Source organism: Pseudomonas entomophila, assembly GCF_029478665.1.
GTDB classification, from domain to species: Bacteria; Pseudomonadota; Gammaproteobacteria; order Pseudomonadales; family Pseudomonadaceae; genus Aquipseudomonas; species Aquipseudomonas entomophila_F.
In genome coordinates this window covers 58972-85210 of record NZ_JARPQB010000022.1, presented here as the reverse complement: position 1 = coordinate 85210, position 26239 = coordinate 58972, and the positions used below count along the sequence as shown (strand labels likewise).

The window sequence follows — 26239 nt, the reverse complement described above, 5'->3', positions numbered from 1 at the left end:
GGTTATCTCCGGTTCGGGTTGAAGGTGCTCGGCAAGGTGGCCCAGCAACTATCGTAGTCGGCCTGCAATTGCAGGCTCTCGAGGGCCTGGCGGCTCGGGCGCAGCACTTGGCTGGTCTCGAACATGAAGGCCATGGTGTTGTCGATCTTGTGCGGCGCCAGGTCCACCGAGATGGCCTTGTCGCAGGTCTCGGCGTCCGGGCCATGGGCGCTCATCACCCCATGCAGCGAGGCGCCGCCGGGCAGGAAGCCTTCGGCCTTGGCGTCGTAGGCGCCCTGGATCAGGCCCATGAACTCGTTCATCAGGTTGCGGTGGAACCATGGCGGACGGAAGGTGTTCTCGGCCACCATCCAGCGCGGCGGGAAGATCACGAAGTCCATGTTGGCCATGCCGTGGACGCTGGTTGGCGAGGTGAGCACGGTGAAGATCGACGGGTCGGGATGGTCGAAGCTGACGGTGCCAATGGTGTTGAAGCGGCGCAGGTCGTACTTGTATGGCACGTTGCTGCCGTGCCAGGCGACCACGTCCAGCGGCGAGTGCTGCAGCTCGCAGGCCCAATGTTCGCCGAGGAACTTCTGCACCAGTTGCACCGGGCCGCTGGTTTCTTCGTAGTGGGCCACCGGGGTGAGGAAGTCACGCGGGTTGGCCAGGCCGTTGCTGCCGATCGGGCCGAGGTCCGGGATGCGCAGCGGCGCGCCGTGGTTCTCGGCGATGTAGCCACGGGCCTGGTCGTCGAGCAGTTCGACGCGGAACTTCATGCCGCGCGGGATCACCGCGATCTCCAGCGGTTCGACCTCCAGCACGCCCAGCTCAGTGGCGATGCGCAGGCGACCTTGTTCGGGTACCAGCAGCAGCTCGCCGTCGGCGTTGAAGAACACCCGCTCCATGGAGCGATTGGCGCGGTAGATGTAGATGCTCACCCCGGCCGGCTTCTCTGAAGCCGAGTTGGCCACCATCGGCAGCCAGCCTTCGATGAAGTCGGTGGGCTCGGCCGGCATCGGCTGGGGGCTCCAGCGCAGGCGATTGGGGGTGATGGCGCCCAGCGCGCCGGTCAGCGGCTGGCGCTCCAGGCGCTCGAAGCGCGGGTGCAGCGCCGACGGTCGGATGCGGTACAGCCAGGTGCGGCGCAGTTCGCTGCGGGTCATGGTGAACGCGGTGCCCGACAGCAGCTCGGCGTATAGCCCGTAGGGGGCCTTCTGCGGCGAGTTCTGCCCTACCGGCAAGGCGCCGGGCAGGGCTTCGCTGGCGAATTCGTTGCCGAAGCCGCTCAGGTACTGGAGTTGGGGGGATGTGTCGCGGGTCATCGGGGCCTCCGGGCTCACGCGGAGCCGTTGCTGGCAGCTGGCTGCTGGCCCGATCCGGAGACTGGCACGGGGGTGGCAGCGCGTCTGCATTGTTTTTATCGTAATCAGATTACGAATAACGTAATTTGCTCGTGCGCAGGCGTCAAGCTATAAAGGCGCCACCCAATGAAATCTGCGTAGAAGTCCCTCATGGCCAAAGCCAGCACCAGCGCCGACAACGGCAAACAGAAGGTCCGCTCGGCGGAAGTCGGTACCGACATCCTCAAGGCCCTGGCTGAACTGTCCCCCTCTACCTCACTGTCGCGCCTGGCCGAACATGTGCAGATGCCGGCGAGCAAGGTCCACCGCTACTTGCAGGCGCTGATCGCCAGCGGCTTCGCCGAACAGGACCCGGCCACCAACCATTACGGGCTGGGCCGCGAGGCGTTGCGGGTAGGCATGGCGGCGCTGGGCAGCATCGATGTGTTGAAGGTCGCGGCGTTGCCGCTGTCGCAGTTGCGCGACGAACTCAACGAAAGCTGCTTCATCGCGGTGTGGGGCAATCAGGGCGCGACGGTGGTCAGCATCGAGCCGGCGGTGCGCGCGGTGACGGTGGTGACGCAGATCGGCTCGGTGCTGCCGCTGCTCAGTTCCTCCACCGGGCTGGTGTTCGCCGCCCACTTGCCGGAGCGGGAAACCGTCGAGTTGCGCGACCAGGAACTGGCCGCGCGGCAGCAGACTGCCGACGACTACACGGCACTGCTGGCGCAGATCCGCCAGCGCGGCCTGCACCATGTGCACGGCCTGCTGATGCCCGGGGTAGATGCACTGTCCGCCCCGGTGTTCAACGCCATGGGCCAGATTGCCGCGGTGATGACCGTGGTCGGGCCGACCTCGATCTTCCATGCCGATGAACAGGGGCCAGCGGCGCAGCGCCTGCTGGCCGCCGTGGAGGCGGTTAGCAGGCGGATGGGCTATCAGCCTTAGGCAGGCAGGCGATCAGGCTCCCTTTCCAGGGCGATGTAGGCGGTGTAAAGCAGCAGTTCCTTATCGAACTTCTCGTAAAGCCCCGAAGTGACTTCGCCGCCTATCTCGATGGCGATTCGTCTTTCCAGCTTGTGGGTCAGGATGAACGTCTTGAGTTTGCTGAACCAAGGCGACGATGGGCCTGGGAACAGATTCGACCAGGCCTTCATGACCGGCGTGATGAGCACTGCCTGGGCCAAGGGTTTCAACGCATCGATGATGCCAGGGAAGCCGAGCGTGCCGGTCACATAGAGTTTGATCGCTTCGAACTGATCACCATCGCGAAGCGCCACGGCTGCCTTGTAGAAGGCGTAGGCCGCATCGACGAACGCAATGGCCAGCCGCGCGGGCGGGAACGGCAATGTCACGATCTTGAGGATTGTCCACAGGTGCGAATAGATCTGCCAACCGATACGCGCCAGCACACCTCGGGCATTGCTTTGGGCCTCATCGAGCAACTGTCGCAACTGACCGCGCAGCGAAGCCCCCAGATGATCGATATTGCGATAGGCCCGCAGTGAGCGCAGTATTCGCTCGAACCCCTTCAATCCCGTCGAATCGTCCTCATTGTCGTCTTCGACGCCCTGGATCAGCGCATGAATTTTCTCCTCCTGCGCCACCGGAATATGCTTGAACAGCCAATCCTGAATATCGTCCCCTTGCCATTGCTGGGCAAAGTCCCATGCGGTCAGCAACGAGCGCCCTCGTGGACCATCGGCCAGATAGACCAACGTGCCCCGCGCCGCCGTGGATTGAAGCAGGTAAGCGCCTTGTATCGGGCAGCCATTGATCATCAGTTCGGCCAGCTTGCAGTCCTCGATGAAACTGCCCTCGTCGAATTGCCCGCACACTTCGGACAACCATTGCACATGCGCGGGCTCCTCAAGTGACCCTCGCATGATCTCGAGCAGGCAATCTCGCTGCATGGTCAAGCCCAGCAGGTACCGATACAGCGCCAGCGCCGGTGTGTCGACTCGATCATCCGGCCCAAGGTAGAGGCGCTCCAGTTCGGCCTGGTAATTAATCTGGATCGTACGCTCACGCATGCATCGCTCGATCACCAACCGGTTCAGATGCGACAGATTCTGCCCTACGGTTGAGTGAAGCCGGGCAACGCTGGGCGTGAAGAAACTCTCCCCGGACTCGATCAACAGGCTGACCAACGCCTGTCTCTCACCGTTGCCCTGTTCGACGACGACGGTGTCAGGGTCGATCCATGGCCCCACGCCTCCCACATTGAGGAGGTCATCCGCGGCATTGTGGAAATACACATCGGCGCTGGGGATTTTCACAGTGGCCTGATATTCCAGCGCCAGCACCCGCAGCTCATGGCCGAGGTCCGTCACGCGCTGCAGCTTGAATGCGTCGGCATGGGGATACGCTTCAGGCCTGATCGCCTTGAGGTCATCCTTGATCTTCTCCTTCTTCAATACCGCCCACACTTCAACCACTTCATCCCAGTCTTCGGCCTGCGCGCCCTGCAAGCTCACGGTTTGCCCAGACCAGGCAGAAGGCAGACGCTGGATCAGCTGGAAGAACCTGACCAGTTCAGGACGATCGTCGTGCAGCCCATGCTTCAACAGATAGGCATTGCCCTCGGCGGTGGCAGTCATCTCACCCACACCGAAGCTCAATGCCTCCATCGATGTGAAAAAGCGGAAATCTCCTTTCGGCGAACCAGGCGCGTAGAGGAGGTAGCCATCGTCGTTGCTCAGACACAGATGATTGGTAAGGGAGAACTGATGATCGTCGTGCAGGATGCTTACCCCCGCAATCCCCATCGACGGGCCTGCCCAGCCGTTTTCCAAGGCCGCCTCGAGCAGTGCCACCCCACGCCGGTCGAGCCCTTGATAGTCGGCCACCTGGATAGCAAGCCGCAGCTTGGCGTCCATCGTTTCGCGCAACAGGGTGTCAGCGGTATCCCCCTGGTAAGCGTTCTCTACCATTGCGGCGTAGCTCGTCTGAAGGTCCAGCGCTTGCGCCATTTGCACCAGATGCTCCGGCGTCAATATCTCCCGCAGGTCTTCACAGGCGCACTCCACCGTCAGGTGATCGCCGAGGTAGGCGCCGCCACATACCCACTCCAGCAAGCTGGTCGCAGACGTCTTCCCCGCTGCAACGAAGTCATGGCTGACGTGCAGTTCGATGTCCTGCGCGGAAACATCCATGACACCGGCCGCCTCGAGCCATTCGTTCATCTTCTCTAGGGCGTACCCGTGAAAATCGGTGTGCCCGGTGTGCTGCACAAGGGCCTCCTGCGCCTGGGCCAGCACCTCGTCGAGCTCGGCGATCCGCTCGCGCTCCTGGTCCGACAAGTTGCGCATCCACTCCGGCATCCGCCTGCGCCGGAAGACTTCGAGCAGGTCTGCCACCGACTTCTGTGTCCGCTCGGCCAGTGGGTGTATCGACACCGCCGCCTCGATATCACCCACCTCTTCATCCAGGGCTTGCTCGACCAGCCATGCCTGAAGCACCTGCATGTCCCTGATCAGATAGTCTTCAAATGGCTCGCCCAGTGGTTCGAATTCAAGCTCGACAGCGTCCGCGCTCAACAACGCCTCATGCTGTTTCGGCAGCAAGTTGGCTAACCACTGCCCATCCTGTTTCAAATCCCAGAGCATCTGCTCGGCCAAGTCCTGATCGGTATCGAACCACTTACCCAGGCCCAAGCCGTAGACCACTTTGGACGCCTCGCTGTCAGCCCCAGGCGCGAACATCGCCACGCATCCCGGAATCCTTATGCTCAGGTCGTCCTGCGTACGCAGCGAGACCGAGGCGATGACCGTTCTGGCCTGGTCATTGGGCAGCAGTGCCTCGATGGCCAGCCTTTCGCTACGGCGTTGTATCGCCCAGGCCTGGAGCTCAAGCGTCACGTGATGCTGAAGCTGCTGGGATAACACCTCCGACTGCTCCGACCACCAATGCTCGACTTCCTCGGGCGGCCTTGGCGCGCTGCTCAGCTGTGCCTGGAGCGCCAGCGTGCTCAAGGCCAGAGCGCCAAGCACATCGTCCTGGAAGTGCTGTGCCTGCGTACCGGGGCGACTCAGGTTGGCGGCACCGAGCACCTGCTTGGGAAAGTCAGCGGCATCGGCGATTTCGGCCAGGAAAAGCGGCTCGAAGTTCATGCTCAATCTCCAATATTTGTGTAGGAGCCTGAACAATGAGCAATGTGAAAGAGGGAAGGAGGAGGGAAAGCCTGACAGGCCAAAGTTCAACTAGCCTACGCAGGCTGAAGACTGCTCTGGATCTACAGCCTGAAAACGGAAGGATTATCACGGACGATGTAATAGAGAATGTCAGAAGCCGGTATTTTTCCCACGGCAACAAGTGCTTATTCTTACCTCACTGGTCGGCACGAAGGGCTCTCCCCCCCGCCTTTCGGGCCACCAAGGTTCACCGACGTTGATTTTGAAGCTCCTTGATCTACGTCTCGATTGGCCGCTGCGGTTGCAGCGGCCTTTTTTATTTCTGCAAGAACCATCGGCTTTTTCATGGCCTTATGGGGGGCGGTACAAGGCCGGCGCCTTGAGCTGTGCAAAATCATCTGTAGGAGCTTTAGCCGCGATTCAGGCAACGTGGTGTCTTGCCCCCGCTTCGCGGGTGATCGCGGCTCAAGCCGCTCCTACAGAGGTCGAACCCTCTCAGTGATGTTGCTTACACCAAAGGGAACCGCTGCAAGTTCGCCATCATCTGCTGCAATGCCTGCAGGCTGTCCTGCGGATGCACCGCGCCGTCGAAATCGCCGATCCGCGCCCAGTTGTCCGCCACCTGCTCCGGCGTGAAGCCCTCGCGCGGATCGAAGCCCACTCCCAGGCTGCGCTCCCAGCGCACCTTGCCCACCCAGCCACCGCCAACCTCGAACAACTGGCCGCTGTCCTGGCACTGCTCGCTGCCCAGGTACACCACCAGCGGGCTGATCAGTTCCGGCTTGAGTTGTTCGAACACCTGGGGAGGGATCAGCCCTTCGGTCATGCGGGTCGCGCCGGTTGGCGCAATGGCATTGACCAGGATGCCGTTCTTGCTCCCTTCGATGGCCAGGGTGCGGGTCAGCCCGTAGAGCCCGAGCTTGGCCATGCCGTAGTTGGCCTGGCCGAAATTGCCGTAGATGCCCGACGTGGACGAGGTGAAGATCACCCGCCCCCAGTTCTGCGCGCGCAGGTGTGGCCAAGCCGCGCGAGTGAGCTTGTAGGCACCCTCGACATGCACGCGATAGACCAGCTCCCAGTCACTGTCCTCCATCTTGTGGAAGGTCTTGTCGCGCAGGATGCCGGCGTTGTTCACCAGCACATCGACCTGGCCGAAGCTGTCCAGGGCCTGCTCGACGATGCGTGCGCCATCGGTGACCGAGTCATGGTTGGCCACTGCCGTGCCGCCCGCGGCGCGGATCTCCTCCACCACCCGGTCGGCCGCCGAGGCATTGGCGCCTTCGCCATGGGTGCTGCCACCCAGGTCGTTGACCACCACCCTGGCGCCCCTTGCGGCGAACAGCAGCGCATGGGCCCGGCCCAGGCCGCCACCGGCCCCCGTGACAATCACCACTCGATCTTGCAGACGTACCGGCTCGCTCATGCTCAGGGCTCCAGGCAATGGATGGATGCAACCAGTCTCCGCCTGCCATGGGCGCCGGGCAATCAAGCCCACCGTGGCGAATGCCGGGCGATAACGCCCGGCGATGTTCGTCCGGTCACGACCAGGCAACCTTCTGCGGGATGAAACACAACGGCTGTTCACGAAACGCCAGGTAATGGCGCAACACCTGCACCGGCGCCTCGGTGTGCGGGTAATGGCCGATCCCCTGCAGCACGACGGTGTCCGGCTCCGGCACCACCTGTCGGTAACGCTCGACCATGTGCGCGCCCGACAACGGGTCTACCGCGCCATTGATGAAGCGTAGCGGCACGCTCGCGCGCTGCAAGGCGCTGACCCAGCGTTCACGCTGGGCCCGACGTTCGGGCAGGAAATTGATGAGTTTGTGCAGGATTCGCGGGCCGTGATTGGCGGCGATCAGACTCCAGTAGTCATCCAGGGCACTCTCGCTCGGGTGCGTGCAGGGCCCGTAGACCTGGGTGACATTGCGCACCAGGTCGTCGCGCCCGAACGAGCGCCCGACCAGCCAGCCCAGGCGGCTGAGCAACAGTTTCTGAATCAGCAGCACCCGGCAGCTTTCCGGGAACAGCCCGCTGTTGAGAAACACGCAGCTGGCGATCGCAAGACGCTGCTCATGATGCCGTGCCAGCAACTCCTGGGCCACGCTGCCACCGTAATCGTGGGCCAGCAGGTGCACAGGCTGGTCGATCTGCAGGTGGGCGAGCAGCGCCTGTTGCAGGTCGGCCTGTTCCAGCAGGCTGTAGTCGTGGTCCGGGGGCTTGGCCGAATCGCCGAAGCCCAGCATGTCGCAAGCCACCACGCGGTAGCGTTGGGTTAGCGGTGCCCACAGGTAGTGCCAATCCCAGCTGGCGGTGGGGAAACCGTGAAGCAGTAGCAGTGGCTCTCCTTGCCCTGCCGTCCAGTAGCGGATGCTCTGGCCTTGGAAGCTGAAACTCCTGCTCCGGGTACGCCAGACGCACAATGGAATCTCTGCCAGAGGCATCACGGTCGTCCCGGTGTGTAAGTGTCGGAATGAGTGTCGGAATAGGGCAAGGCTGCGTTCATTGCAAGTCACCTCGGCACATGCATGTGCTCTCTATGTCGAGGCACAGTCTAGAAGCCCCTACGAAGGTGATAAGTTGCCTTGGCAGCCAGCCTGATGACCGTGCGAGTCAGTGGCACGAACGGTCAGAGCAGCATGACCAGCAGCGGTGCGGCCAACAGGTTGAGCAAGCCGGTCAGGACCATGACCAACCCGGCCACCGAACCCTCCTCGCGCCCCACTTCCTGGGCCCGGCTCACGCCCGCGCCATGGGCGCCTACCCCGAACAGCGCGCCACGGGCCAGCGCCGTGCGCAGCGGCAGCCAGCGCAGCAGCACGCCGCCAAACAGCGCGCCCAGCACCCCGGTGAACATCACGAACACCGCGGTCAGTTCCGGCACGCCGCCCAGGTCCTGGGCCACCGGCATGGCGAACGGCGTGGTGATCGAGCGCGGCAGCAGCGACAGGCTGACCGACTCGTCCAGCGCCAGCAGGTGCGCCAGTACCCACGAACTGCCGATCGACGCCACGCTGCCGGCCAGCATGCCCACCAGCAGCGCCGGCCAGTGCCGGGCCAGCATTTTCCGCTGCTGCCAGATCGGCACCGCGAAGGCCACGGTCACCGGGCCCAGCACCCCCATCAGCCAATGGGTGTTGCGGGCGTATTCGGCGTAGGCGGTGTGCAGCGGCACGGCCACCGCCAGCAACAGGGCCGGCACCAGGATCAACGGCGACAGCAGGTAGCGTCCGCTGCGCCGGTACAGCCAGCGGCTACCGAGATAGGCCGCCAGGGTCAGCACAAGCCAGAACACCGGCATGGGCTCAAGGCTCATGGCGCAACCTCCAACGGCACACCAGCTCCACGGTCACCGCGGTGACCACCATCACCAGCAGGGTGCTCACGGCGATCACCAGCAGGATGCGCCAGCCTTCACTGCGCAGCAGGCTGCCGTAGTCCAGCAGGCTCATCAGCGCCGGGATGAAAAACAACAGCATCTCGGCCATCAGCCACTTGGCGCCCAGTTGCAAGGTGGCGGGCCTGACCACGCCAGTGGCAAACAGCGCCAGCAGCAGGGCCAGGCCCATCACGCCGCCAGGGATCGGCCAGGCGAGCCAGGCGGCGAGTTGGCCACCGATCAGGAACAGGGCGAGCAGCACCGCCAGCTCGGCGAGCAGGCGAAGGGTTTTCTTGAGTAATTCGGCATTCATGGGCGGGGGGGTCCTCGACAACGTGCCCATTGTAGAATTCGGCCAGCCAGGCCAGAAGCGAATTGCTAGACTGATCGGCATTCCAAAATGGAATGGTGACCATGGAATTCAAACAGCTGCGCAGTTTCATCGAAGTCGTTAATCGGGGTGGTTTCACCCAGGCGGCGAGCACCTTGCACATCAGCCAGTCGGCGGTGAGCAAGCAGGTCGCTCAGCTGGAACAGGCCATCGGCCAGCCCTTGCTGGAGCGGCAAGGCTCGCAGCTGCACCTGACCGCCGCCGGACGCATCGTCCTGCAGCGCGGCGAAGCGTTGATGCGCCAGCGTCAGGAGTTGCTCAACGAACTGGACGACCTCGGCCAGCTGGCTCGCGGCGAGCTGCGCCTCGGCCTGCCGCTACTCGGCAGCGATGCACTGTTCGCCGGGTTGTTCGCCGAATACCGGCGTCGCTACCCGAATATCAGCGTGCATTTGCTCGAAGGCGGCAGTCGCATGGTCGAGCAGGCGGTCAGGAGCGGTGAGCTGGAGCTGGGCGGCAGCCTGACACCAAGCGATCCGGCGTTCGACTGCCAGCCATTCTGCAACGAGGCGCTGGAAGCCCTGCTGCCGGCCGATCATGCCTTGGCCGGGCGGGTCGAGGTCGAGCTGGGGCAACTGGCCGATACGCCGTTCCTGCTGTACCAGCGCAGCTTCGTGCTCAATGATCGCTTGCTCAGCGCTTGCCAGCAGGTGGGGTTCACGCCGAAGGAAGGCGGGCGCAGTGGCCAGGCGGACTTTCTTGCCGCGCTGGTGGCGGCGGGCCAGGGCGTGGTGTTGTTGCCGGCCATCGTGGCGCGGGCGCTGGAGCGGCCCGGGGTGGTGCGCCTGCCGTTGCGGGCGCCGGATTACCTGAAGTGGGATATCGCCTTCATCTGGCGGCGGGGGGCTTATCTGTCGCGGGCGGCGCAGGCGTGGCTGGCGTTGCTGCGGGAACCCCGTTGATTTGGCTCGCCCCTTGTAGGAGCGGCTTCAGCCGCGATCACCCGCAAAGCGGGTGCCTGACACCGCGTTGCCTGCATCGCGGCTGAAGCCGCTCCTACAGCGCCCGCCAACCACGGCTCGGCATCGGTTTCCGGCGTCACCGTCTCACTGATTTGGCTCGCCCTCCGTAGGAGCGGCTTCAGCCGCGATCACCCGCAAAGCGGGTGCCAGGTACCGCGATGCCGCCATCGCGGCTGAAGCCGCTCCTACAGCGCTGCCGCGAACTCCGCCAACCACGGCTCGGCATCGGTTTCCGGCGTCACCGTCTCGCTGGCATCGAGCCTCAACATCGGCAACACCTCCCGCACCCCCAGCTCGGCGAACAACTCGCGCATCTGCTCGCCGCCACCGCAATAGGTATCGCCATAACTCGAATCGCCCAGGCCGATCACCGCGCCCGGCAGCCCACGCCAGGCCGCTGGCAGGGTGTCGCGGATGGCGCTGAACAGCGGCATCAGGTTGTCCGGCAGCTCGCCCATGCCGGTGGTCGAGGTCACGGCCAGCAGCGCTTCGGGGGCAAACCCCTCGAGATCCTGCAACGTGGCACGGGAGGCGTGCCAGGCTTCAAGGCCTGCCGCCTTGAGCAGGGACTCGGCGTGACGGGCGACTTCTTCGGCGGTGCCATACACCGAACCGGAAATAATGGCGACTTTCATCGGGTGAGGATTCCGAAACTGAGTGAAAACGTAGGATACTAGCATCCGACAGTGGCAAAAGGCCGCCTCCGCCAAAAGTCACAGGCACCCGTCGGATCGAACCGCGATCCGACCAGTGGCGTGAACCAAGCCCATGCACCGCGGTCCATCGCCGTGAAGAAATCGCCCATATCGATCGCCCCTTCGAGTTCGACCATGCAAGCAGACGCCCTCCTCTCCCAGGACGAGCTGGACTTCATCCAGGACATGCAGCATTCGCCCCAGTTGAACCTGGCCGACCCCATGTCGAGCCTGCTGGTCAACGGCGACCGTCGTCTCAAGGACCTGCTCACCCGCCTGGTGGCCAACGAACAAGTCACGCTGCAGGCCAGCTTCAACAACCAGCAATTGAGCTTCCCGCTGCAACTGGTCGAGGACGAATTCCACGCCCTGCACCTGCAACTGGGTTCGCCGGACATCTACGAAGATGGCCCCATGCTGCGGCCCTGGCGCCTGTCGCTGGAACAACCCGCGCCACTGCTGGACGATCACCACCAACAAAGCGCGCTGTGGGTGCGCGACATCTCGTTCAAGGGCGTGTTGCTGGAAGTGCGCGACCGCAGCACGGCCCCTGCACAGTTCGACCTGCACTTCGCCCCCGAGGGCATCCCGGCAATCGGCCTGCACGGCACCCTGCGCCGGCGCATCGGCCCACGGCTGGCGGCCTATGACTTGTCGCACAGCCCCGCCGAAGAGATCGAGCGCCTGCGCGAGTACATCCTGCAGGCCCATCGCCAGGCCCACCCCGAGCTGCACGCCCAGGCGCCCATCGCGGTCTGACCACCACCCCTCGGCTGAAACTGACCGGTCATGATCGATCGGCGATAATCCGTGCCCGATTCTTGCAAGCACGCCTGCGCCGCCCACGGCCGCTACCAGGACCTGCTGGCCTGGCTGCACGAAGGCGAGCAACTGGCCACCGACTTCCCCGGCTATCTCGGCTCGGGCATCCTCGCCCCGCCCACCGACGGCGATGAGTTCCAGATCATCTTCCGCTTCACCAACGAACACACGCTGCACGCCTGGGAGCATTCCGCCTCGCGCCGCGCCTGGCTGCAACGCGGCGACGGCCTGTTCGAACGCCCCAAAGAGAAGCGCGTGAGCGGCATCGACGACTGGTTCGGCACCAACATGGTGCAAAAACCACCACGCTGGAAGCAGGCCACGGCCATCTGGCTGGCGTTCTTCCCGGTCTCGCTGCTGTTCAACCTGCTGTTCGGCCACTGGCTGGCGCCACTGGACCTGCTGCCCCGGGTATTGATCAGCACCCTGGCCCTGACGCCGGTCATGGTGTACCTGTTCATCCCCCTGTCGACCCGCTTGCTGGCCGGCTGGCTGAACCCGGCCCCACGCCCGGAGCAAGAGCGCCCTACGGGCCTGCGCAGCCGCTGAGGCGCGGGCTCGCAAGGCCGCGCAGTTCGGGTATGCTGGGGCATCACGCACGGACAGACGAACAGACCACCCCGCACATGAACAGCCCAATCCTCATCACCGGAGCCAGCCAGCGCGTCGGGCTGGCCCTGGCCCTTGAGCTGGCACAGGCCGGCCATACGGTGGTCAGCGCCAGCCGCAGCCTGCACCCGCAGGCGCCGCACCCGAACATCCGCCAGTTCCAGGCCGACCTGACACAAGCCGCCGACCGCCAGGCCCTGATCGACCACCTGCACAGCCACTACGACGGCCTGCGCGCGATCATCCACAACGCCTCGCTGTGGCTCGACGACGGCCTCGACAACCTCGACACCATGTTCCGCCTGCACGTCGAGGCGCCCTACCACCTCAACCTGGCGCTCGGCGAGCTGCTGGCCAAGGTGGACAAGGCCGACATCATCCATATCTGCGACGAGACCTCCTCGCGCGGCAGCAAGAGCCATATCGGCTATGCGGCCACCAAGGCCGCCTTGCAGAACATGGTGCTGTCGTTCGCCGAAAAGTACGCGCCCAAGGTACGCGTCAACGGTATCCTGCCGGGCCTGCTCATTCTCAAGGAAGGTGGCGACGAGCAGTACCGCCAGCAGACGCTGAAGAAAGCCCTGCTCGAATTCGAACCCGGCGCCCGCCCGCTGATCGACGCCGTGCTGTTCCTGCTGGAAAGCCAGTACAGCACCGGCAGCCAGCTGGTCATCAACGGTGGCCGCCATCTGAAGAACCGCATGACCTGAGAGACGCCCATGACCCCGCAACAACAGCTCGAGCTCGAAGCCGCCGCGTTCCGGCGCCTGGTCGACCACCTGCAAAAACGCACCGACGTGCAGAACATCGACCTGATGAACCTGTCCGGCTTCTGCCGCAACTGCCTGTCGAAATGGCTCAAGGCCGCCGCCGACGATCGCCAGATCGAACTGAGCCTGGACGATGCCCGCGAGCAGGTGTACGGCATGCCCTACAACGACTGGAAAGCCCTCCACCAGAAAGAAGCCAGCGCCGAGCAGCAAGCGGCGTTCGAACAAGGAAAACCCCGTGACTGACCTGAACACCCTGCGCAGCAGCCTCGCCAGCGGCGAGCATGTGTTTGCCGACACCCTGGCCTTCGTTGCCACCCACTACAGCTACCAGCCCCAGGCCTTCGACAACGGCGATGTGCACAATGCCGCCGGGCAGAACGAGGGCTCGTGCAAGACCTTGGGCCTGGCCCTGCTGGAAGGGTTGAGCGACCAGGAAGCGCTGCTGGCCTTCGGTGAGCACTACCGCAGCGTGGTGGCCACGCCCGAGGGCAGCGACCATGGCAACATCCGTGCGCTGATCAGGCATGGGTTGGCTGGTGTGAAGTTCGCTGCACAACCGCTGGCGCGCCTGGCCTGAAGAAGCACGCCCACCTGTAGGAGCCAGCCTTGCTGGCGAAAGCGTCGGTGTGATGCAGGCAAGGCTGCGCCTTGCATCGCCAGCAAGGCTGGCTCCTACAGGACGCGGCCTGGGGTCTTGGCGGGGAGATTGGCTTGTTGTAGCCAGCTCAATGCGATCGGCCACAGGCTTTCGCGGAAACGGTCGTGGAAAAAGGCGAAATGGCCGATCGCCTCGACCGAGATATCCACAGGCGCCAGCCGCAGGTGCCTGCGCACGGCACCGTCCAGATAGCCCAACAGACGCTCGGTCGCGGCCACCGTGCCGAACGGGTCGTCGGTCAGGCTGATGGCCAGGGTGGCGGCCCGCACCTGGGCGAACGGCGGCGTTTCGAGCAAGCGACCGCTGGGACGCTGCTCGTAGCGTGGCGTGCGGGTGCTCCAGTCACGCACCACCCCTGCCGGAGTGTCCTCCAGCCAACCGAGGCGCTTGCCCGGAAAGTAACCGAACACGCGCGTCAGCAGCGGCATCAGCACATGCCACTTGCCAAACAGTTGCCAGCGCTGGTCCGCCGCGTAGTCGCGCCAGTAGGCGAACTGCGCGCCGACCAGCACCGCGTGCCTGACCTGCGCCGCGGACGGCGCCAGCCCCAGCGCCCAACCACCGAAACTGTGCCCGACCACGTGCACCGGCTGGCCAGGGTGTTCGGCAGCGGCCAGTTGCAGCATGGCCTCGAAATCCAACCGCCCCCAGTCGCTCCAGCTGGCCTGGAAGCCGCGCAGCGATGCCGGGCGCGACTCGCCAATGCCACGGTAGTCGTAGGTCAGCACATCGAAGCCCTGGGCGAAGAGATAGTCGGCGAAACGGGTGTAGTAGCGGCAGCGCACCGAGGTGGCGGCATTGATGATCACCAGCGGGCGCTGGCGGTCGGGCGTGGCATGGCGCCAGCGAAAGCCTCCGAGACGGTAGCCATCGGCGGCGGTGTGGTGGAAGGCGGTGGCGGGTTGAGTGAGGCTGCTCATGGCGCGCTCCCTGCGGTTGTGCGCCAACGCTAGCAAAAGGGTCCTTTCGCCGGCAAGCCGGCTTCTACGAGGGCTGCGCCAATCTCAGGAGCGGCGCTTCCCCGTAGGAGCCGGCTTGCCGGCGAACAACCCGAAGGCCTTACAGCTCGACGCAGTCGAACTTCACATCGGTGGCCACGTCTTCGTCGTAGTTGACGTCAGCGCGCTCGAAGCCGAACAGGTTGAGGAACTGCTTCTTGTAACCGGCGTAGTCGGTCAGCTCGAACAGGTTCTCGGTGGTCACCTTTGGCCACATGGCACGGCAGGCGTCCTGCACGTCATCACGCAGTTCCCAGTCGTCCAGACGCAGACGGCCTTCGTCATCCAGGGCAGCCGGCGCACCGTCTTCACGGTACATGCGATCACGGAACATGCGGTCCAGCTGGTGTTGGGTACCTTCGTGGATACCCTTCTCCTGCATGATCTTGAAGACCATCGACAGGTACAGCGGCATCACCGGGATCGCCGAGCTGGCCTGGGTGACCACCGACTTCAGCACCGCAACGTTGGCACTGCCACCAACTTTCTTGCCCAGGCGCTGGGCGGTTTCGTCCAGGTCCTGCTTGGCCTTGCCCAGCGCGCCGTCCCAGTAGATCGGCCAGGTGATGTCGGAGCCGATGTAGCTGAAGGCCACGGTGCGGGCCTGCGGCGCCAGCACGCCAGCGGCGTTCAGGGCGTCGATCCACAGCTCCCAGTCCTGGCCGCCCATCACGGTGACGGTGTCGGCGATTTCCTGCTCGGTGGCCGGCTCGATGCTGGCCTCGATGATGGTGTCCTTGTTGGTGTCGATGGCGGTCGACTTGTACGGCTGGCCGATCGGCTTGAGCGCCGAGCGGATCACTTCACCGGTCTGCGGCAGCTTGCGCACCGGCGAGGCCAGGGAGTAGATCACCAGGTCGACCTGGCCGCCCATTTCGGTCTTGATCAGCTCGATCACTTTGGCGCGGGCTTCGTCGGAGAAGGCGTCACCGTTGATCGACTTGCTGTACAGGCCTTCGGCCTTGGCGAACTTGTCGAAGGCGGCGGCGTTGTACCAGCCGGCGGTACCGGCCTTGGTCTCGGTGCCCGGCTTTTCGAAGAACACGCCCAGGGTGTCGGCCTTGAAGCCGAACGCCGCGGTGATGCGCGCGGCCAGGCCGTAGCCGCTGGAGGCGCCGATCACCAGGACTTTCTTCGGACCATCCTCGCGCACGCCCAGCTTGCGGGTGGCTTCGATCTGGTCACGGACGTTGAGCTCGCAGCCCTTGGGGTGAGTCGTGGTGCAGATGAAACCGCGAACCTTGGGATGAATGATGGCCAATGTCTGTACCTCTTCAGGTTTAGGCTGGGGAAACGCCCGCATCAGGGGGCGGTTCCGTTTGATCTAGAGGGTGAGACTACCCTCGCGGAATATCCGACACATATTACGGGGTGATTCGCATTGCTGCATTGTCTGCACGGCCCCATTCGCCGGCAAAGCCGGCTCCTACAGGTATGGCATCGATCTTGAGGCTGGCGCGGTCATTGTAGGAGCCGGCTTTGCCGGCGAACACAGTGCCATGCTCCCACAGGCAATCGCACCCTCAGCGCAGCAGGGCTTCGCGCAACCACGCCAGGAATTGCCGCGCCAGCGGATCCTCCTGGCTTTCCCAGTGCACCAGGCAGCTCCACACAGGTCCACGCACACGCTGCTCAGACAAGGGCCGCAAGCGCCCCTCATCGACCATCCGCCGCGCCAGCAGCTGGCTGACCAAAGCAATCCCCAGCCCCTCACCCGCCGCCTCCAGTAGCAGCCCCGGGTCGGAAAAATTCAGTCCTTTGCCCTGCTGCCCCACTTCCTCCCCCCCCTCCAGCTGCCAATGGCTCCAGTCCATCTCCCGCTCGCCATGCAGGGTGGTGCGCCCAGTCTCGGGCAACGCCGGGTGACAGGCCGGATACAGCTGGTCCTGATGCAACACGGTAAAGCTGCATTCAGCCTGCGGCCCGATATCGTCGCGAATGGCCAGGTCGATGGTTTCGCTGGCCATGTCCGGCACCTCGAAGCTGGTGAACAGCCACAGGTCCACATCCGGGTGACGCTGATGGAAATCTGCCAGGCGCGGCAGCAGCCAGTGGCGGGCGAAGGCCGGGGTGGTGTTGACCACCAGCTGGTTGGGCTTGCGGTATTGATCGAGGCGCCGGATCCCCACCGCCAGTTGCTGCAGCAGGGCCTGGGTGGTGCTGAGCAGGTCGTGCCCGGCATCGGTCAGGCTGACGCTGCGCCCGCTGCGGTGGAACAGCGGCTGCTCCAGATAGCTCTCCAGGCTGCGGATCTGCTGGCTGATCGCCGACTGGGTGAGGTTCAGGGCCTCGGCGGCCTTGTGGAAGCTGCCCAGGCGGGCGGCGGCTTCGAAGCCGCGCAGGGCGTTTAGCGGTGGCCAGTGTTTGAGCATGCTGATAAGCCTGACTGATCAGTAATCCGCTAAATCTATCGTTTGTCGGGCCCGCTTCATAGCCATAGCATTGACACCAACACCCGCGACGGCGGGCTTCGTTGATAAAAATCCCTAATAGATCGGAGTTCACTATGACCCTGTCCCTCGACAGCGGCTGGCGCATGCCCGCCGAATGGGCCCGCCACGCCGCCACCTGGATGATCTGGCCGCACAACCAAGCGCTGTGGGAGTCGGGCTGGGGCGTGACCCTGGCCGACGTGCAGCGCGACTATGCCCGTGTCGCGGCCACCATCGCCCGCTTCGAGCCGGTGAAGATGGTGGTCGATCCTTCGGCCATCGCCATCGCCCGTGAGCTGTGCGGCCCCGGTATCGAGCTGGTCGAGCTGGCCGTGGACGACAGCTGGTGCCGTGACAGCGGCCCGACCTTCCTGACCCACCCGCAACACGGCGTGGCCGGCCTGAGCTGGCGCTTCAACGCCTGGGGCGCCAAGTCCGAGCACGGCAAGGACCGCAGCCTGGCCCGGCGCATCCTCGACCAGCTCGGTTTCGAAGGCCTGAGCACCCCGCTGTGCAACGAAGGCGGCGCCATCCATGTGGACGGTGAAGGCACGCTGATCACCACCGAGTCGGTGCTGCTCAACCCCAACCGCAACCCGGGCCTGAGCAAAGCCGATTTCGAGGACTGCTTCGCCCGCCTGCTGGGCATCCGCAAGACCATCTGGCTGCCGGGCGACCCGCAGTACGTCACCGGCGACATGACCGACGGCCATGTCGATGGCGTGTGCGCCTTCGCCCGCCCCGGCGTGCTGCTGGTGGACGCCACCCACGACCAGGGTTCGGTGTACGCCGAGGTGGCCCGCGAGAACCGCCGTGCCCTGGAACTGGCCACCGACGCCCAAGGCCGCGCGTTCGAGCTGCTCGACCTGTATGAAGCCAGCGCCGCCGTCGACCCGGACGCGGAAGTGTTCTGCGCCTCGTACACCAACTTCTACCTGGCCAACGGCGCGGTGATCATGCCCGCCTATGGCATCGACGCCGATCAGGCCGCCGCCCAGCAACTGGCCCTGGCCTTCCCCGGCCGCGAGGTCGTGCCGGTGCGCATCGACCACATCGCCCACGGCGGCGGCGGCATCCACTGCATCACCCAGCAGCAGCCGGCCTGGCAGGGAGCGCGCCCATGAGCACCCTGCGCATCGCCACCACGCAGATGGCCTGCAGCTGGGACCTGTCCGCCAACCTCGAGCGCGCCGAGCAACTGGTGCGCCGGGCCGCCGCCCAGGGTGCCCAGGTGATCCTGCTGCAGGAGCTGTTCGCCACCCCGTACTTCTGCATCGAGCAGTGCCACAGCCACCAGGCCCTGGCCCAGGACTACCACGACAGCCCACTGCTCAAGCGCTTCGCCGCCCTGGCCAAGGAACTGGGCGTGGTGCTGCCGCTGAGCTGGTACGAGCGCGCCGGCAACGCCTTCTTCAACTCGCTGACCGTGGCCGACGCCGACGGCAGCCTGCTGGGCGTCTACCGCAAGACCCACATCCCCAACGCCATCGGCTACCAGGAGAAGGAGTACTTCAGCCCCGGCGACACGGGTTTCAAGGTCTGGGACACCGCCTTCGGCCGCCTGGGCATCGGTATCTGCTGGGACCAGTGGTTCCCCGAGACCGCCCGCTGCCTGGCCCTGATGGGCGCCGAGGTGCTGCTGTTCCCCACCGCCATCGGTTCGGAACCGGGCGCCGCCGAGCTGGATTCGCGCGACCATTGGCAAATGGCCATGCGCGGCCACGCCGCCGCCAACCTGCTGCCGGTAGTAGCCGCCAACCGCGTTGGTCATGAAGTGGCGCGCACTGACGACAACCTGTCGATGCGCTTCTACGGCTCGTCGTTCATCTGCGACCACAAGGGCGCGATGCTGCAAGAGGCCGACCGCGACAGCAGCGGCGTCTGGCTGCACGACCTGGACCTGGAACGCATGCGCGAGGACCGCCTGACCTGGGGCATCTACCGCGACCGCCGCCCCAGCATGTACGCGCCGTTGCTCAGCCTGGACGGCCGCACCCCACAGACCGCGAGGGCCTGAACCATGCCAAGCCGTCCATCGAAACTGCTGGCCATCGCCGCCCTGGTGGCCTGCGCCGGCGTCGCCCAGGCCGAGCAGGAAGCCCTGCGCCTGTACAACTGGGCCGACTACTTTGCCGAGGACACCCTCAAGCGCTTCACCGCCGAGACCGGCATCCCGGTGATCTACGACGTCATGGACGGCAGCGAGGTGCTCGAGGCCAAGCTGATGTCCGGGCGCAGCGGCTACGACCTGGTGTTCCCCGGCGACACCGTGGCCGAACGGCTGATGCGCGCCGGCAGCCTGCAGGCCCTGGACCGCAAGCAGCTGACCGCGATCGACGACATCGAGCCCGGCCTGCGCCAGCTCCACGACCGCTACCCCAAGGCCAGCCAGGCCACCGTGCCCTACACCTGGGGCACCATCGGCCTGACCATGGATGCGGCGAAGATCCGCGAACGCATGCCCGACGCCCCGCTGGACAGCCTCGACCTGCTGTTCAAACCGGAGCTGGCGAAAAAGTTCGCCGACTGCGGCATCTCGATCATCGACTCGCCCGACGAGGTGCTGGCCGTGGTGCTCCACTACCTGGGGCGCGAACCGCGCAGCGCCAAGCGCGAGGACCTGGCCGCCGCCAGCGAACTGCTCAAGGGCATCCGCCCCTATGTGCGCAAGCTGCAATCGCAGCCGGTCACCGAGCTGGTCAACGGCAACACCTGCCTGTCGCTGGGCTACAGCGGCGACGTGATCCAGGCCCAGCGCACCGCCGAAGCCGCGGGCAAGGCCATCGACTTCCAGTACCGCGTGCCGCGTGAAGGCACCACGATCTGGATGGACACCATGGCCATCCCCGCCGACGCCAAGCACCCGGAATACGCCTATCGTTTCATCAATTTCGTCATGCGCCCGGAGAACATGGCCGCGATCAGCAACTTCACCGGCTACCCCACCGCCAGCGCCAAGGCCCGCCCCCTGGTGGACGCGCGCCTGCGCGACAACCCGGACATCTACCTCGGCGAGGCCACCTATACCCGGCTGATCCCGGGCAAGGATATCCCCCAGGCCGACATGCGTGCGCGCATGCGCGTCTGGACCCGCTTCAAGACCGCACAGGACTGACCCCATGCCAACACGCCGCACCTTCCTCCAACAACTGAGCGTCGTCGCCGGCCTCGGCGCCGCCGCCAGCTTCGGCCTGCCATTCGCTAGCAACAGCGCCCGCGCCGCCGAGGCGGGCCGCTGGTTCATGCCCGACGAAGGGGAAAAGCACGCGCGCGCCTACATCGCCTTCGGCGCCCAGGACGCCATCTGGGAAGACTTCACCGAAGACGTCCAGGCCGCGCTCGGGCGCATTGCCCGCGCCATCGCCCAATACCAGCCAGTGACGGTGTTCTGCCGCGCCAGCGAACGCGATATCGCCGAGGAAGAGTGCGGCAGCCACAACATCACCTACGTCGAAACCGAACTGGACGACATCTGGATGCGCGACATCGGCGCCAACTTCGTGGTCGACGACGATGGCGAGCTGGCGGCGGTGGACTTCAACTTCAACGGCTGGGGCGGCAAGCAGCAGCATCGCCAGGACGCCAGGCTCGCCGCCCGTGTCGCCAAGCTGGCCGGTGGCGGCTACCAGCGCAGCGAGCTGGTCGGCGAAGGCGGTGGCATCGAGGTGGATGGCCACGGCACCGGGATCATGACCGAGAGCAGCTGGATCAACAGCAACCGCAACCCCGGCTGGAGCAAGGCCCAGGTCGAGGAGGAACTGAAGGAGCGGCTGGGGTTGCGCAAGATCATCTGGCTGCCGGGCATCAAGGGCAAGGACATCACCGACGCCCACGTCGACTTCTACGCGCGCTTCGCGGCGCCCGGCGTGGTGGTGGCCAACCTGGACAACGACCCGGACTCCTACGACCACGACGTGACCCGCGAGCACCTGGAGATCCTGCGCAACGCCACCGACGCCGATGGGCGCAAGCTGGAGATCCACACGATGTCGCCGCCGCTGAAGCCGCGCAGCAACAAGTTCAGCAAGGACAACCCGGACTTTGCCGCGGGGTACATCAACTACTTCGTGATCAATGGCGCGGTGATCGCGCCGCAGTTCGGTGATCGCAGTGCCGACGAGAAGGCCCGGGCGTTGCTGGAGCAGCTGTATCCGGGGCGGGATGTGGTGCAGTTGGACATCGACGCGATCGCGGCGGGAGGGGGCGGGATTCACTGCGTGACCAACCAGTGCCCGGCGGTGTGAGTACCAGGGGCTGCTGTGCAGCCCATTCGCCGGCAAGGCCGGCTCCTACTGGATTGCGCAGGCCTTGTAGGAGCCGGCCTTGCCGGCGAATGGGCCGCAGCTCACGGCTCGTCAGACGACCGCCTTCGCCCCGTCACCATCGACAACGGCAGGTTCTCACGCAACCGCACACTTTCCACCAACGCCGCCAGCAAGTGCACACACACCAGCACCAGCACGCCATCGGCCAGCCAGCTGTGCAGCGTATCCAGCCACTCGGCGCCCCAGAACGCATCCACCTCCAGCATCATCCAGCCCGTTACGCCCAGGCTGGCGATGCCCAGCATCATCAGCACCATCACCAGCGCACCGATCGGCGTGTGCCCCAGGCGGTGATAACGCTCGCCACGCCACAGCGCCCGGCCATGATTCATCAGCCGCACCGGCGTCGGCCAAAAGTCCGCCCAGCGCGCGCTGCGCGGCCCGACGAAGCCCCACACCACGCGCAACAGCAGGCACGCGCAGGCGTAGTAGCCCAGCCACTGGTGCCAGTCGTCACCCACCTCGTTGAAAAAGTAATCGGCGAAGAACACCCCAGCGAGCGACCAGTGGCACACCCGCAGCAACGGGTCCCACAGCCGCACGCTGGCGGTCATTTATGGATCTCGGTCTTGACCGCCTTGCCGCTCACCGGGTCGTGGTAGATCTCGACCTTGCGGCCGTCCTTGTCGAAGCCGTAGATCTCGTAGCAGTTGCCTTTGGTGACCTTGAACTTGCTGATCTTGTAGCCCTCGTCCTTGAGCTTGGCCTGGAACTGGTCGGCGTCCTGCCAGGTGGCCTTGTCGGCGGTGGTGCACTTCGGTTCGGCGGCAAAGGCAGCGGTGCTGGCGAGCAGCAGGATGGGGAGGATCAGGGTTTGGCGCATGGTCGGGATTCCTTGCGGGTTGGGAATTGGGGCCGCGGTGCGGCCCATTCGCCAGCAAAGCCGGCTCCTACAGGGATAGCGCCTGGCGTTGACCGGGTAGGAGCCGGCTTGCCGGCGAACAACTGCCAGCAAGCTTAGTTGCCCATCGCCAAACCCACCTATTCATTTGAAATTCGGATCAATGGCAAAGAAAAACAAACTTCCCAAATAAGCGGCGCCCATGGATGCTGTGGCGATCACGCTCGTATCCCGGAGAACAACAATGAACGAAGTCGTCATCGTCGCCGCCACCCGCACTGCCATCGGCAGCTTCCAGGGGGCCCTGGCCAACGTGTCCGCCGTCGAGCTGGGCGCCGCCGTGATCCGCCAACTGCTGGCCCAGACCCAGCTGGACCCGGCCCAGGTCGACGAAGTGATCCTCGGCCAGGTGCTCACCGCCGGCGCCGGCCAGAACCCCGCCCGCCAGGCCGCCGTGAAGGCCGGCCTGCCCTTCGAGGTCCCGGCCCTGACCCTGAACAAGGTCTGCGGCTCGGGCCTCAAAGCACTGCACCTGGCCGCCCAGGCCATCCGCTGCGGCGACGCCGAGGTGGTGATCGCCGGTGGCCAGGAGAATATGAGCCTGGCGCCCTACGTGATGCCGTCGGCCCGTACCGGCCAGCGCATGGGCCATGGCCAACTGATCGACAGCATGATCACCGACGGCCTGTGGGACGCCTTCAACGACTACCACATGGGCATCACCGCCGAGAACCTGGTGGACAAGTACGGCCTTACCCGCGAGCAACAGGACGCCTTCGCCGCCGAGTCGCAGCGCAAGGCCGTGGCCGCCATCGAGGCCGGGCGCTTCAAGGATGAAATCACCCCGATCCACATCCCGCAGAAAAAAGGCGAGCCGCTGGTGTTCGACACCGACGAGCAACCCCGCCCCGGCACCAGCGCCGAATCCCTCGGCAAGCTGCGCGCCGCGTTCAAGAAGGACGGCAGCGTCACCGCCGGCAACGCCTCCAGCCTCAACGACGGCGCCGCCGCGGTGCTGCTGATGAGCGCCGCCAAAGCCAAGGCCCTCGGCCTGCCGGTGCTGGCCAAGGTCGCCGCCTACGCCAGCGCCGGCGTGGACCCGGCGATCATGGGCATCGGCCCGGTGTCGGCGACTCAGCGCTGCCTGGACAAGGCCGGCTGGCAGCTGGGCGAGCTGGACCTGATCGAGGCCAACGAAGCCTTCGCCGCCCAGGCCCTGGCCGTGGGCAAGCAGCTGGAATGGGACGCCGCGAAGGTCAACGTCAACGGCGGCGCGATCGCCCTGGGCCACCCGATCGGTGCATCAGGTTGCCGGGTGCTGGTGACCTTGCTGCACGAGATGATCAAGCGTGATGCCAAGAAAGGCCTGGCGACCCTGTGCATCGGCGGCGGCCAGGGCGTGGCGCTGGCGATCGAGCGCGGCTGATCCGGTTCGCCGGCAAGCCGGCTCCTACGGGGGTCTACACGATACCGGTAGGAGCCGGCCTTGCCGGCGAATGGGCCACCCGCCGTCAGCGCATATCAGAAGCGCTCATCCCGCAGCGCCGGCAGGGTGATGTCACGCACGTAGCTGGCCGCCGACAGGCTCAACATCATCCGGCACACCTGCACCACATCATGCAGCGGGATCAACGAACCCTCGCCGCGCTGCTCGGCCTCGGCCAGCGGCACGTCCAGCCCATCCTCGGTGTTCAGGTAACCGAGGTTCAGGCAACTCACGCCAAGGCCCTGCTCGCGGAAGCCTTCGCGCAGTGTCTCGGCGATGCCGCGCAGGCCGAACTTGCTGGCGCCGAAGGTGACTTCAGGCCGACCACTGCCAGGCAGGCCCGACGTGGAGCCAGTGAGGATGATCCGTGGCCGCTCGCTCTTGAGCAGCACCGGCAGCAGGCGCTTGATCAGCAGCAGCGGCGCGGTGATGTTGGTGCCCACCATGCGCTCGATCTGCCCCTCGTCATCGTCGAGGAAGCTGTAGCCTTCCTCGAAGGCCCGCTCTTCCCAGATGCCGACGTTGTACACCAGCACATCCAGCCCGCCGTCGGCCACCGCCTCATGGATGACCGCCGCAGCCTGGCGCGGCTGGCCAAGGTCTGCCTCGACCCAGTGCACCGTGCCCGGCAACGACGCCGGTCGGGTGCGCGACACGCCTATCAGCGTATCGCCCGCGTCACCCAGGCCCTCGACCAGTGCCCTACCCAATCCCTTGCTCGCACCTACCACTAGAATTCGCATCGAATTGCTCCCTATGGACTGCGCCAGATAGTACCCTGCCCCACCTAGCAATTCAGTCGGAAAAACCAGGCATCCGTGGACAGAGATCAACTCGAACGCAATCAGATCCCCCTTTATTTCATTGCCGTGGCGCTCGCCGCCGCCATCGGCCTGCTTGCGCCGGGCGTTGCCCAGCCACTGGAGGCGCTGGTGACCCCGGCCATCGCCGTGCTGATGTACGCGATGTTCCTGCAGATCCCCTTCCTCGACCTGCGCGCGGGCCTGGGCAACCGACGCTTCATGGGCGCGTTGCTGCTGGCCAACTTCGTGCTGGTGCCGCTGCTGGTGTGGGCTGGGACTCGCGGGCTGGTCGAGCACCCCGCCGTGCTGGTCGGTGCCCTGCTGGTGCTGCTGACGCCGTGCATCGACTACGTGGTGGTGTTCACCCATATCGGTAAAGGCGACTCGCGCCTGACCCTCGCCGCCACGCCGGTGCTGCTGCTGGTGCAACTGGCGTTGCTGCCGTTGTATCTGGCGCTGATGCTCGGTGGCACCAGCAGCGTGGACATCTCGGTGGCGCCCTTCGTCGAGGCCTTCGTCCTGTTGATCGTGCTGCCGCTGTTGCTGGCGGTCGCCACCAGCGCCGGCGCGCGGCGCTCGGTGTTGGTTTCGAAATGGAACGACACCTGGGCCTGGCTGCCGGTACCGGCCATGGCGCTGGTGCTGATCGCGGTGATCGGTTCGCAGATCGGCGTGGTGGCCAGCCGGCTGGACGACCTGCTGCCGGTGGTGCCGGTGTATGTCGGCTTCGCCCTGCTGGCGCCGGTGCTCGGGGTGGTCGCGGCGCGGCTGTTCAAGTTGCCCACCGGCGCGGCCCGGGCGGTGACCTTCAGTGCCGCCACGCGCAACTCGCTGGTGGTGCTGCCGCTGGCGTTGGCATTGCCTGAGCCGATCCGGGCATTGGCGGCGGCGGCGGTGATCACCCAGACGCTGGTGGAGTTGGTAAGCGAGCTGGTCTATGTCCGCGCCGTGCCGGCGCTGGTACGTGCCCCCGCGCAGCTGTAGGAGCCAGCCTTGCTGGCGAACCGGCCCACCCTGAAATCGGCGTCGAACCCATCGCCAGCAAGGCTGGCTCCTACACCAACTGCAGCCGCCATTGGCCGTAATGGCTCAAGCGCACACGCGCCAGCGGCGGCACGTCGATGCGATGGAACGACTCGAAAGGCGCACTCAGCGCATGCAGCATCGCGGCGCGGATGACGAAGGGATGGCTGACAGCGATCCATTCCCCCTCGCCCAGGGCGCCGTCCATCCACCGCGCGACACGCTGGCACAGGGCGGCAATCGGTTCACCGCCATGGGGCGTGGCATGCGGGTCGGCCAGCCAAGCCTGAAGCTCGCGCTCGTCCAGTTGCTTGAGCGGCAGGCCTTTCCAGGTGCCCAGGTCACAATCGCGCAGGCCTTCATCGATGGTCGCGGCCAGGCCCTCGGCGGTCTCGCGGGCGCGCAGCTCTGGTGCGCAAAGGCAACGGGGGGTTGTGGCCAGTTCGATGGGAGGGGACGGTGGATCGCGAAGCGGATCGTCGTCGAGTGCAAAGCGCCCCACCCGTTGCGCCTCGGTGCGGGCGTGACAGATGAGGGTGAGGTGGATGGATTTCATGGCCGAGGCTCTGGTCACAGTCGAAAGTACG

The 26239-nt window shown here is 65.3% G+C and carries 27 protein-coding genes; 13 read left to right on the top strand and 14 right to left on the bottom strand.

Features of this window, described 5'->3' with window-relative positions; translation table 11 throughout:
- Positions 1-2 precede the first annotated feature (2 nt).
- Positions 3-1304 (bottom strand): homogentisate 1,2-dioxygenase, encoded by a 1302-nt coding sequence (hmgA, locus tag P5705_RS13265; RefSeq protein ID WP_277461292.1) that lies wholly within the window; start codon positions 1302-1304, stop codon positions 3-5.
- Positions 1305-1493: 189 nt separating this feature from the next.
- Here hmgA and P5705_RS13260 point away from each other — a divergent pair, with 189 nt between their 5' ends.
- Positions 1494-2270, top strand: coding sequence for an IclR family transcriptional regulator (locus P5705_RS13260; protein WP_277461291.1), 777 nt, complete (start codon positions 1494-1496; stop codon positions 2268-2270).
- Here P5705_RS13260 and P5705_RS13255 read toward each other — a convergent pair.
- The 5 genes from P5705_RS13255 to P5705_RS13235 all read right to left on the bottom strand — a co-directional run bounded on the left by P5705_RS13255 (position 2267) and on the right by P5705_RS13235 (position 9147).
- A complete protein-coding gene (locus P5705_RS13255) occupies positions 2267-5434 on the bottom strand; it encodes a dermonecrotic toxin domain-containing protein (RefSeq protein ID WP_277461290.1) in 3168 nt (1055 codons plus the stop codon). The two genes, P5705_RS13260 and P5705_RS13255, sit on opposite strands and share 4 nt — an antisense overlap.
- A 529-nt stretch (positions 5435-5963) precedes the next feature.
- Positions 5964-6878: an SDR family oxidoreductase gene (locus P5705_RS13250; RefSeq protein WP_277461289.1), complete on the bottom strand. Its 915-nt coding sequence runs from the start codon at positions 6876-6878 to the stop codon at positions 5964-5966.
- A gap of 115 nt (positions 6879-6993) precedes the next feature.
- Complete coding sequence (locus tag P5705_RS13245; protein ID WP_277461288.1) at positions 6994-7899, bottom strand: alpha/beta fold hydrolase; 906 nt, start codon at positions 7897-7899, stop codon at positions 6994-6996.
- 185 nt (positions 7900-8084) lie between these two features.
- On the bottom strand, positions 8085-8771 hold the full coding sequence (locus tag P5705_RS13240; RefSeq protein WP_277461287.1) for an LrgB family protein: 687 nt from the start codon (positions 8769-8771) through the stop codon (positions 8085-8087).
- Positions 8761-9147 (bottom strand): CidA/LrgA family protein, encoded by a 387-nt coding sequence (locus tag P5705_RS13235; RefSeq protein WP_277461286.1) that lies wholly within the window; start codon positions 9145-9147, stop codon positions 8761-8763. The genes P5705_RS13240 and P5705_RS13235 overlap by 11 nt, the downstream gene beginning before the upstream one ends.
- Positions 9148-9248: 101 nt before the next feature.
- Here P5705_RS13235 and P5705_RS13230 point away from each other — a divergent pair, with 101 nt between their 5' ends.
- Positions 9249-10127 carry a LysR family transcriptional regulator gene (locus P5705_RS13230; RefSeq protein WP_277461285.1) on the top strand — a complete coding sequence of 293 codons (879 nt, stop codon included), beginning with the start codon at positions 9249-9251 and terminating at the stop codon, positions 10125-10127.
- A gap of 245 nt (positions 10128-10372) precedes the next feature.
- Here the strand turns inward: P5705_RS13230 and P5705_RS13225 are convergent, their stop codons facing one another.
- Positions 10373-10822 carry a flavodoxin gene (locus tag P5705_RS13225; protein ID WP_277461284.1) on the bottom strand — a complete coding sequence of 150 codons (450 nt, stop codon included), beginning with the start codon at positions 10820-10822 and terminating at the stop codon, positions 10373-10375.
- Positions 10823-11017: 195 nt separating this feature from the next.
- Between P5705_RS13225 and P5705_RS13220 the strand changes: the two genes are divergently transcribed.
- The 5 genes from P5705_RS13220 to P5705_RS13200 are packed head-to-tail and all read left to right on the top strand — an operon-like array spanning position 11018 to position 13663.
- Positions 11018-11641 carry a hypothetical protein gene (locus tag P5705_RS13220; RefSeq protein ID WP_277461283.1) on the top strand — a complete coding sequence of 208 codons (624 nt, stop codon included), beginning with the start codon at positions 11018-11020 and terminating at the stop codon, positions 11639-11641.
- Between the two features lie 51 nt (positions 11642-11692).
- The gene (locus P5705_RS13215) at positions 11693-12253 is read left to right on the top strand and encodes an antibiotic biosynthesis monooxygenase (protein WP_277461282.1); all 561 of its coding nucleotides are present in this window, start codon (positions 11693-11695) and stop codon (positions 12251-12253) included.
- Positions 12254-12285: 32 nt separating this feature from the next.
- Positions 12286-13023 (top strand): dihydromonapterin reductase, encoded by a 738-nt coding sequence (folM, locus tag P5705_RS13210; RefSeq protein ID WP_277461281.1) that lies wholly within the window; start codon positions 12286-12288, stop codon positions 13021-13023.
- Positions 13024-13032: 9 nt separating this feature from the next.
- Entirely contained in the window at positions 13033-13329 is a 297-nt protein-coding gene (locus P5705_RS13205) for a DUF1244 domain-containing protein (RefSeq protein WP_011535663.1), read from the top strand.
- The gene (locus P5705_RS13200; protein WP_277461280.1) at positions 13322-13663 is read left to right on the top strand and encodes a HopJ type III effector protein; all 342 of its coding nucleotides are present in this window, start codon (positions 13322-13324) and stop codon (positions 13661-13663) included. The genes P5705_RS13205 and P5705_RS13200 overlap by 8 nt, the downstream gene beginning before the upstream one ends.
- Before the next feature lie 95 nt (positions 13664-13758).
- Here P5705_RS13200 and P5705_RS13195 read toward each other — a convergent pair whose 3' ends face one another.
- From P5705_RS13195 to P5705_RS13185, 3 genes are all read right to left on the bottom strand, one after another.
- Complete coding sequence (locus tag P5705_RS13195) at positions 13759-14664, bottom strand: alpha/beta hydrolase family protein (RefSeq protein WP_277461279.1); 906 nt, start codon at positions 14662-14664, stop codon at positions 13759-13761.
- A gap of 139 nt (positions 14665-14803) precedes the next feature.
- Positions 14804-16003 (bottom strand): enoyl-ACP reductase FabV, encoded by a 1200-nt coding sequence (gene fabV / locus P5705_RS13190; protein ID WP_277461278.1) that lies wholly within the window; start codon positions 16001-16003, stop codon positions 14804-14806.
- Between the two features lie 262 nt (positions 16004-16265).
- On the bottom strand, positions 16266-17114 hold the full coding sequence (locus tag P5705_RS13185; protein ID WP_277461277.1) for a LysR substrate-binding domain-containing protein: 849 nt from the start codon (positions 17112-17114) through the stop codon (positions 16266-16268).
- A gap of 134 nt (positions 17115-17248) precedes the next feature.
- On the opposite strand from P5705_RS13185, the gene P5705_RS13180 reads away from it, so the two are divergent.
- From P5705_RS13180 to P5705_RS13165, 4 genes are read left to right on the top strand one after another with little or no spacing between them, the layout of a single operon-like run.
- Positions 17249-18298, top strand: a complete 1050-nt coding sequence (locus P5705_RS13180) for an agmatine deiminase family protein (RefSeq protein WP_277461276.1) — start codon at positions 17249-17251, stop codon at positions 18296-18298.
- The gene (aguB, locus tag P5705_RS13175; RefSeq protein WP_277461275.1) at positions 18295-19191 is read left to right on the top strand and encodes an N-carbamoylputrescine amidase; all 897 of its coding nucleotides are present in this window, start codon (positions 18295-18297) and stop codon (positions 19189-19191) included. The genes P5705_RS13180 and aguB overlap by 4 nt, the downstream gene beginning before the upstream one ends.
- A 3-nt stretch (positions 19192-19194) precedes the next feature.
- Positions 19195-20289, top strand: a complete 1095-nt coding sequence (locus P5705_RS13170) for an extracellular solute-binding protein (RefSeq protein WP_277461274.1) — start codon at positions 19195-19197, stop codon at positions 20287-20289.
- Positions 20290-20293: 4 nt separating this feature from the next.
- Positions 20294-21418, top strand: a complete 1125-nt coding sequence (locus P5705_RS13165) for an agmatine deiminase family protein (RefSeq protein ID WP_277461273.1) — start codon at positions 20294-20296, stop codon at positions 21416-21418.
- A 101-nt stretch (positions 21419-21519) separates the two neighbouring features.
- On the opposite strand, the gene P5705_RS13160 is transcribed toward P5705_RS13165, so the two are convergent.
- Together P5705_RS13160 and P5705_RS13155 are read right to left on the bottom strand one after the other, a co-directional pair.
- Complete coding sequence (locus P5705_RS13160) at positions 21520-22053, bottom strand: cytochrome b/b6 domain-containing protein (RefSeq protein ID WP_277461272.1); 534 nt, start codon at positions 22051-22053, stop codon at positions 21520-21522.
- A complete protein-coding gene (locus tag P5705_RS13155) occupies positions 22050-22322 on the bottom strand; it encodes a PepSY domain-containing protein (protein WP_277461271.1) in 273 nt (90 codons plus the stop codon). The genes P5705_RS13160 and P5705_RS13155 overlap by 4 nt, the downstream gene beginning before the upstream one ends.
- 262 nt (positions 22323-22584) lie before the next feature.
- On the opposite strand from P5705_RS13155, the gene P5705_RS13150 reads away from it, so the two are divergent.
- On the top strand, positions 22585-23766 hold the full coding sequence (locus P5705_RS13150) for an acetyl-CoA C-acetyltransferase (protein ID WP_277461270.1): 1182 nt from the start codon (positions 22585-22587) through the stop codon (positions 23764-23766).
- A gap of 95 nt (positions 23767-23861) precedes the next feature.
- On the opposite strand, the gene P5705_RS13145 is transcribed toward P5705_RS13150, so the two are convergent.
- Positions 23862-24569, bottom strand: coding sequence for an SDR family oxidoreductase (locus P5705_RS13145; RefSeq protein WP_277461269.1), 708 nt, complete (start codon positions 24567-24569; stop codon positions 23862-23864).
- A 75-nt stretch (positions 24570-24644) separates the two neighbouring features.
- Here P5705_RS13145 and P5705_RS13140 point away from each other — a divergent pair, with 75 nt between their 5' ends.
- Positions 24645-25613, top strand: coding sequence for an arsenic resistance protein (locus P5705_RS13140; RefSeq protein ID WP_277461268.1), 969 nt, complete (start codon positions 24645-24647; stop codon positions 25611-25613).
- 70 nt (positions 25614-25683) lie between these two features.
- Here P5705_RS13140 and P5705_RS13135 read toward each other — a convergent pair whose 3' ends face one another.
- A complete protein-coding gene (locus tag P5705_RS13135; RefSeq protein ID WP_277461267.1) occupies positions 25684-26208 on the bottom strand; it encodes a histidine phosphatase family protein in 525 nt (174 codons plus the stop codon).
- Between the last annotated feature and the right edge of the window lie 31 nt (positions 26209-26239).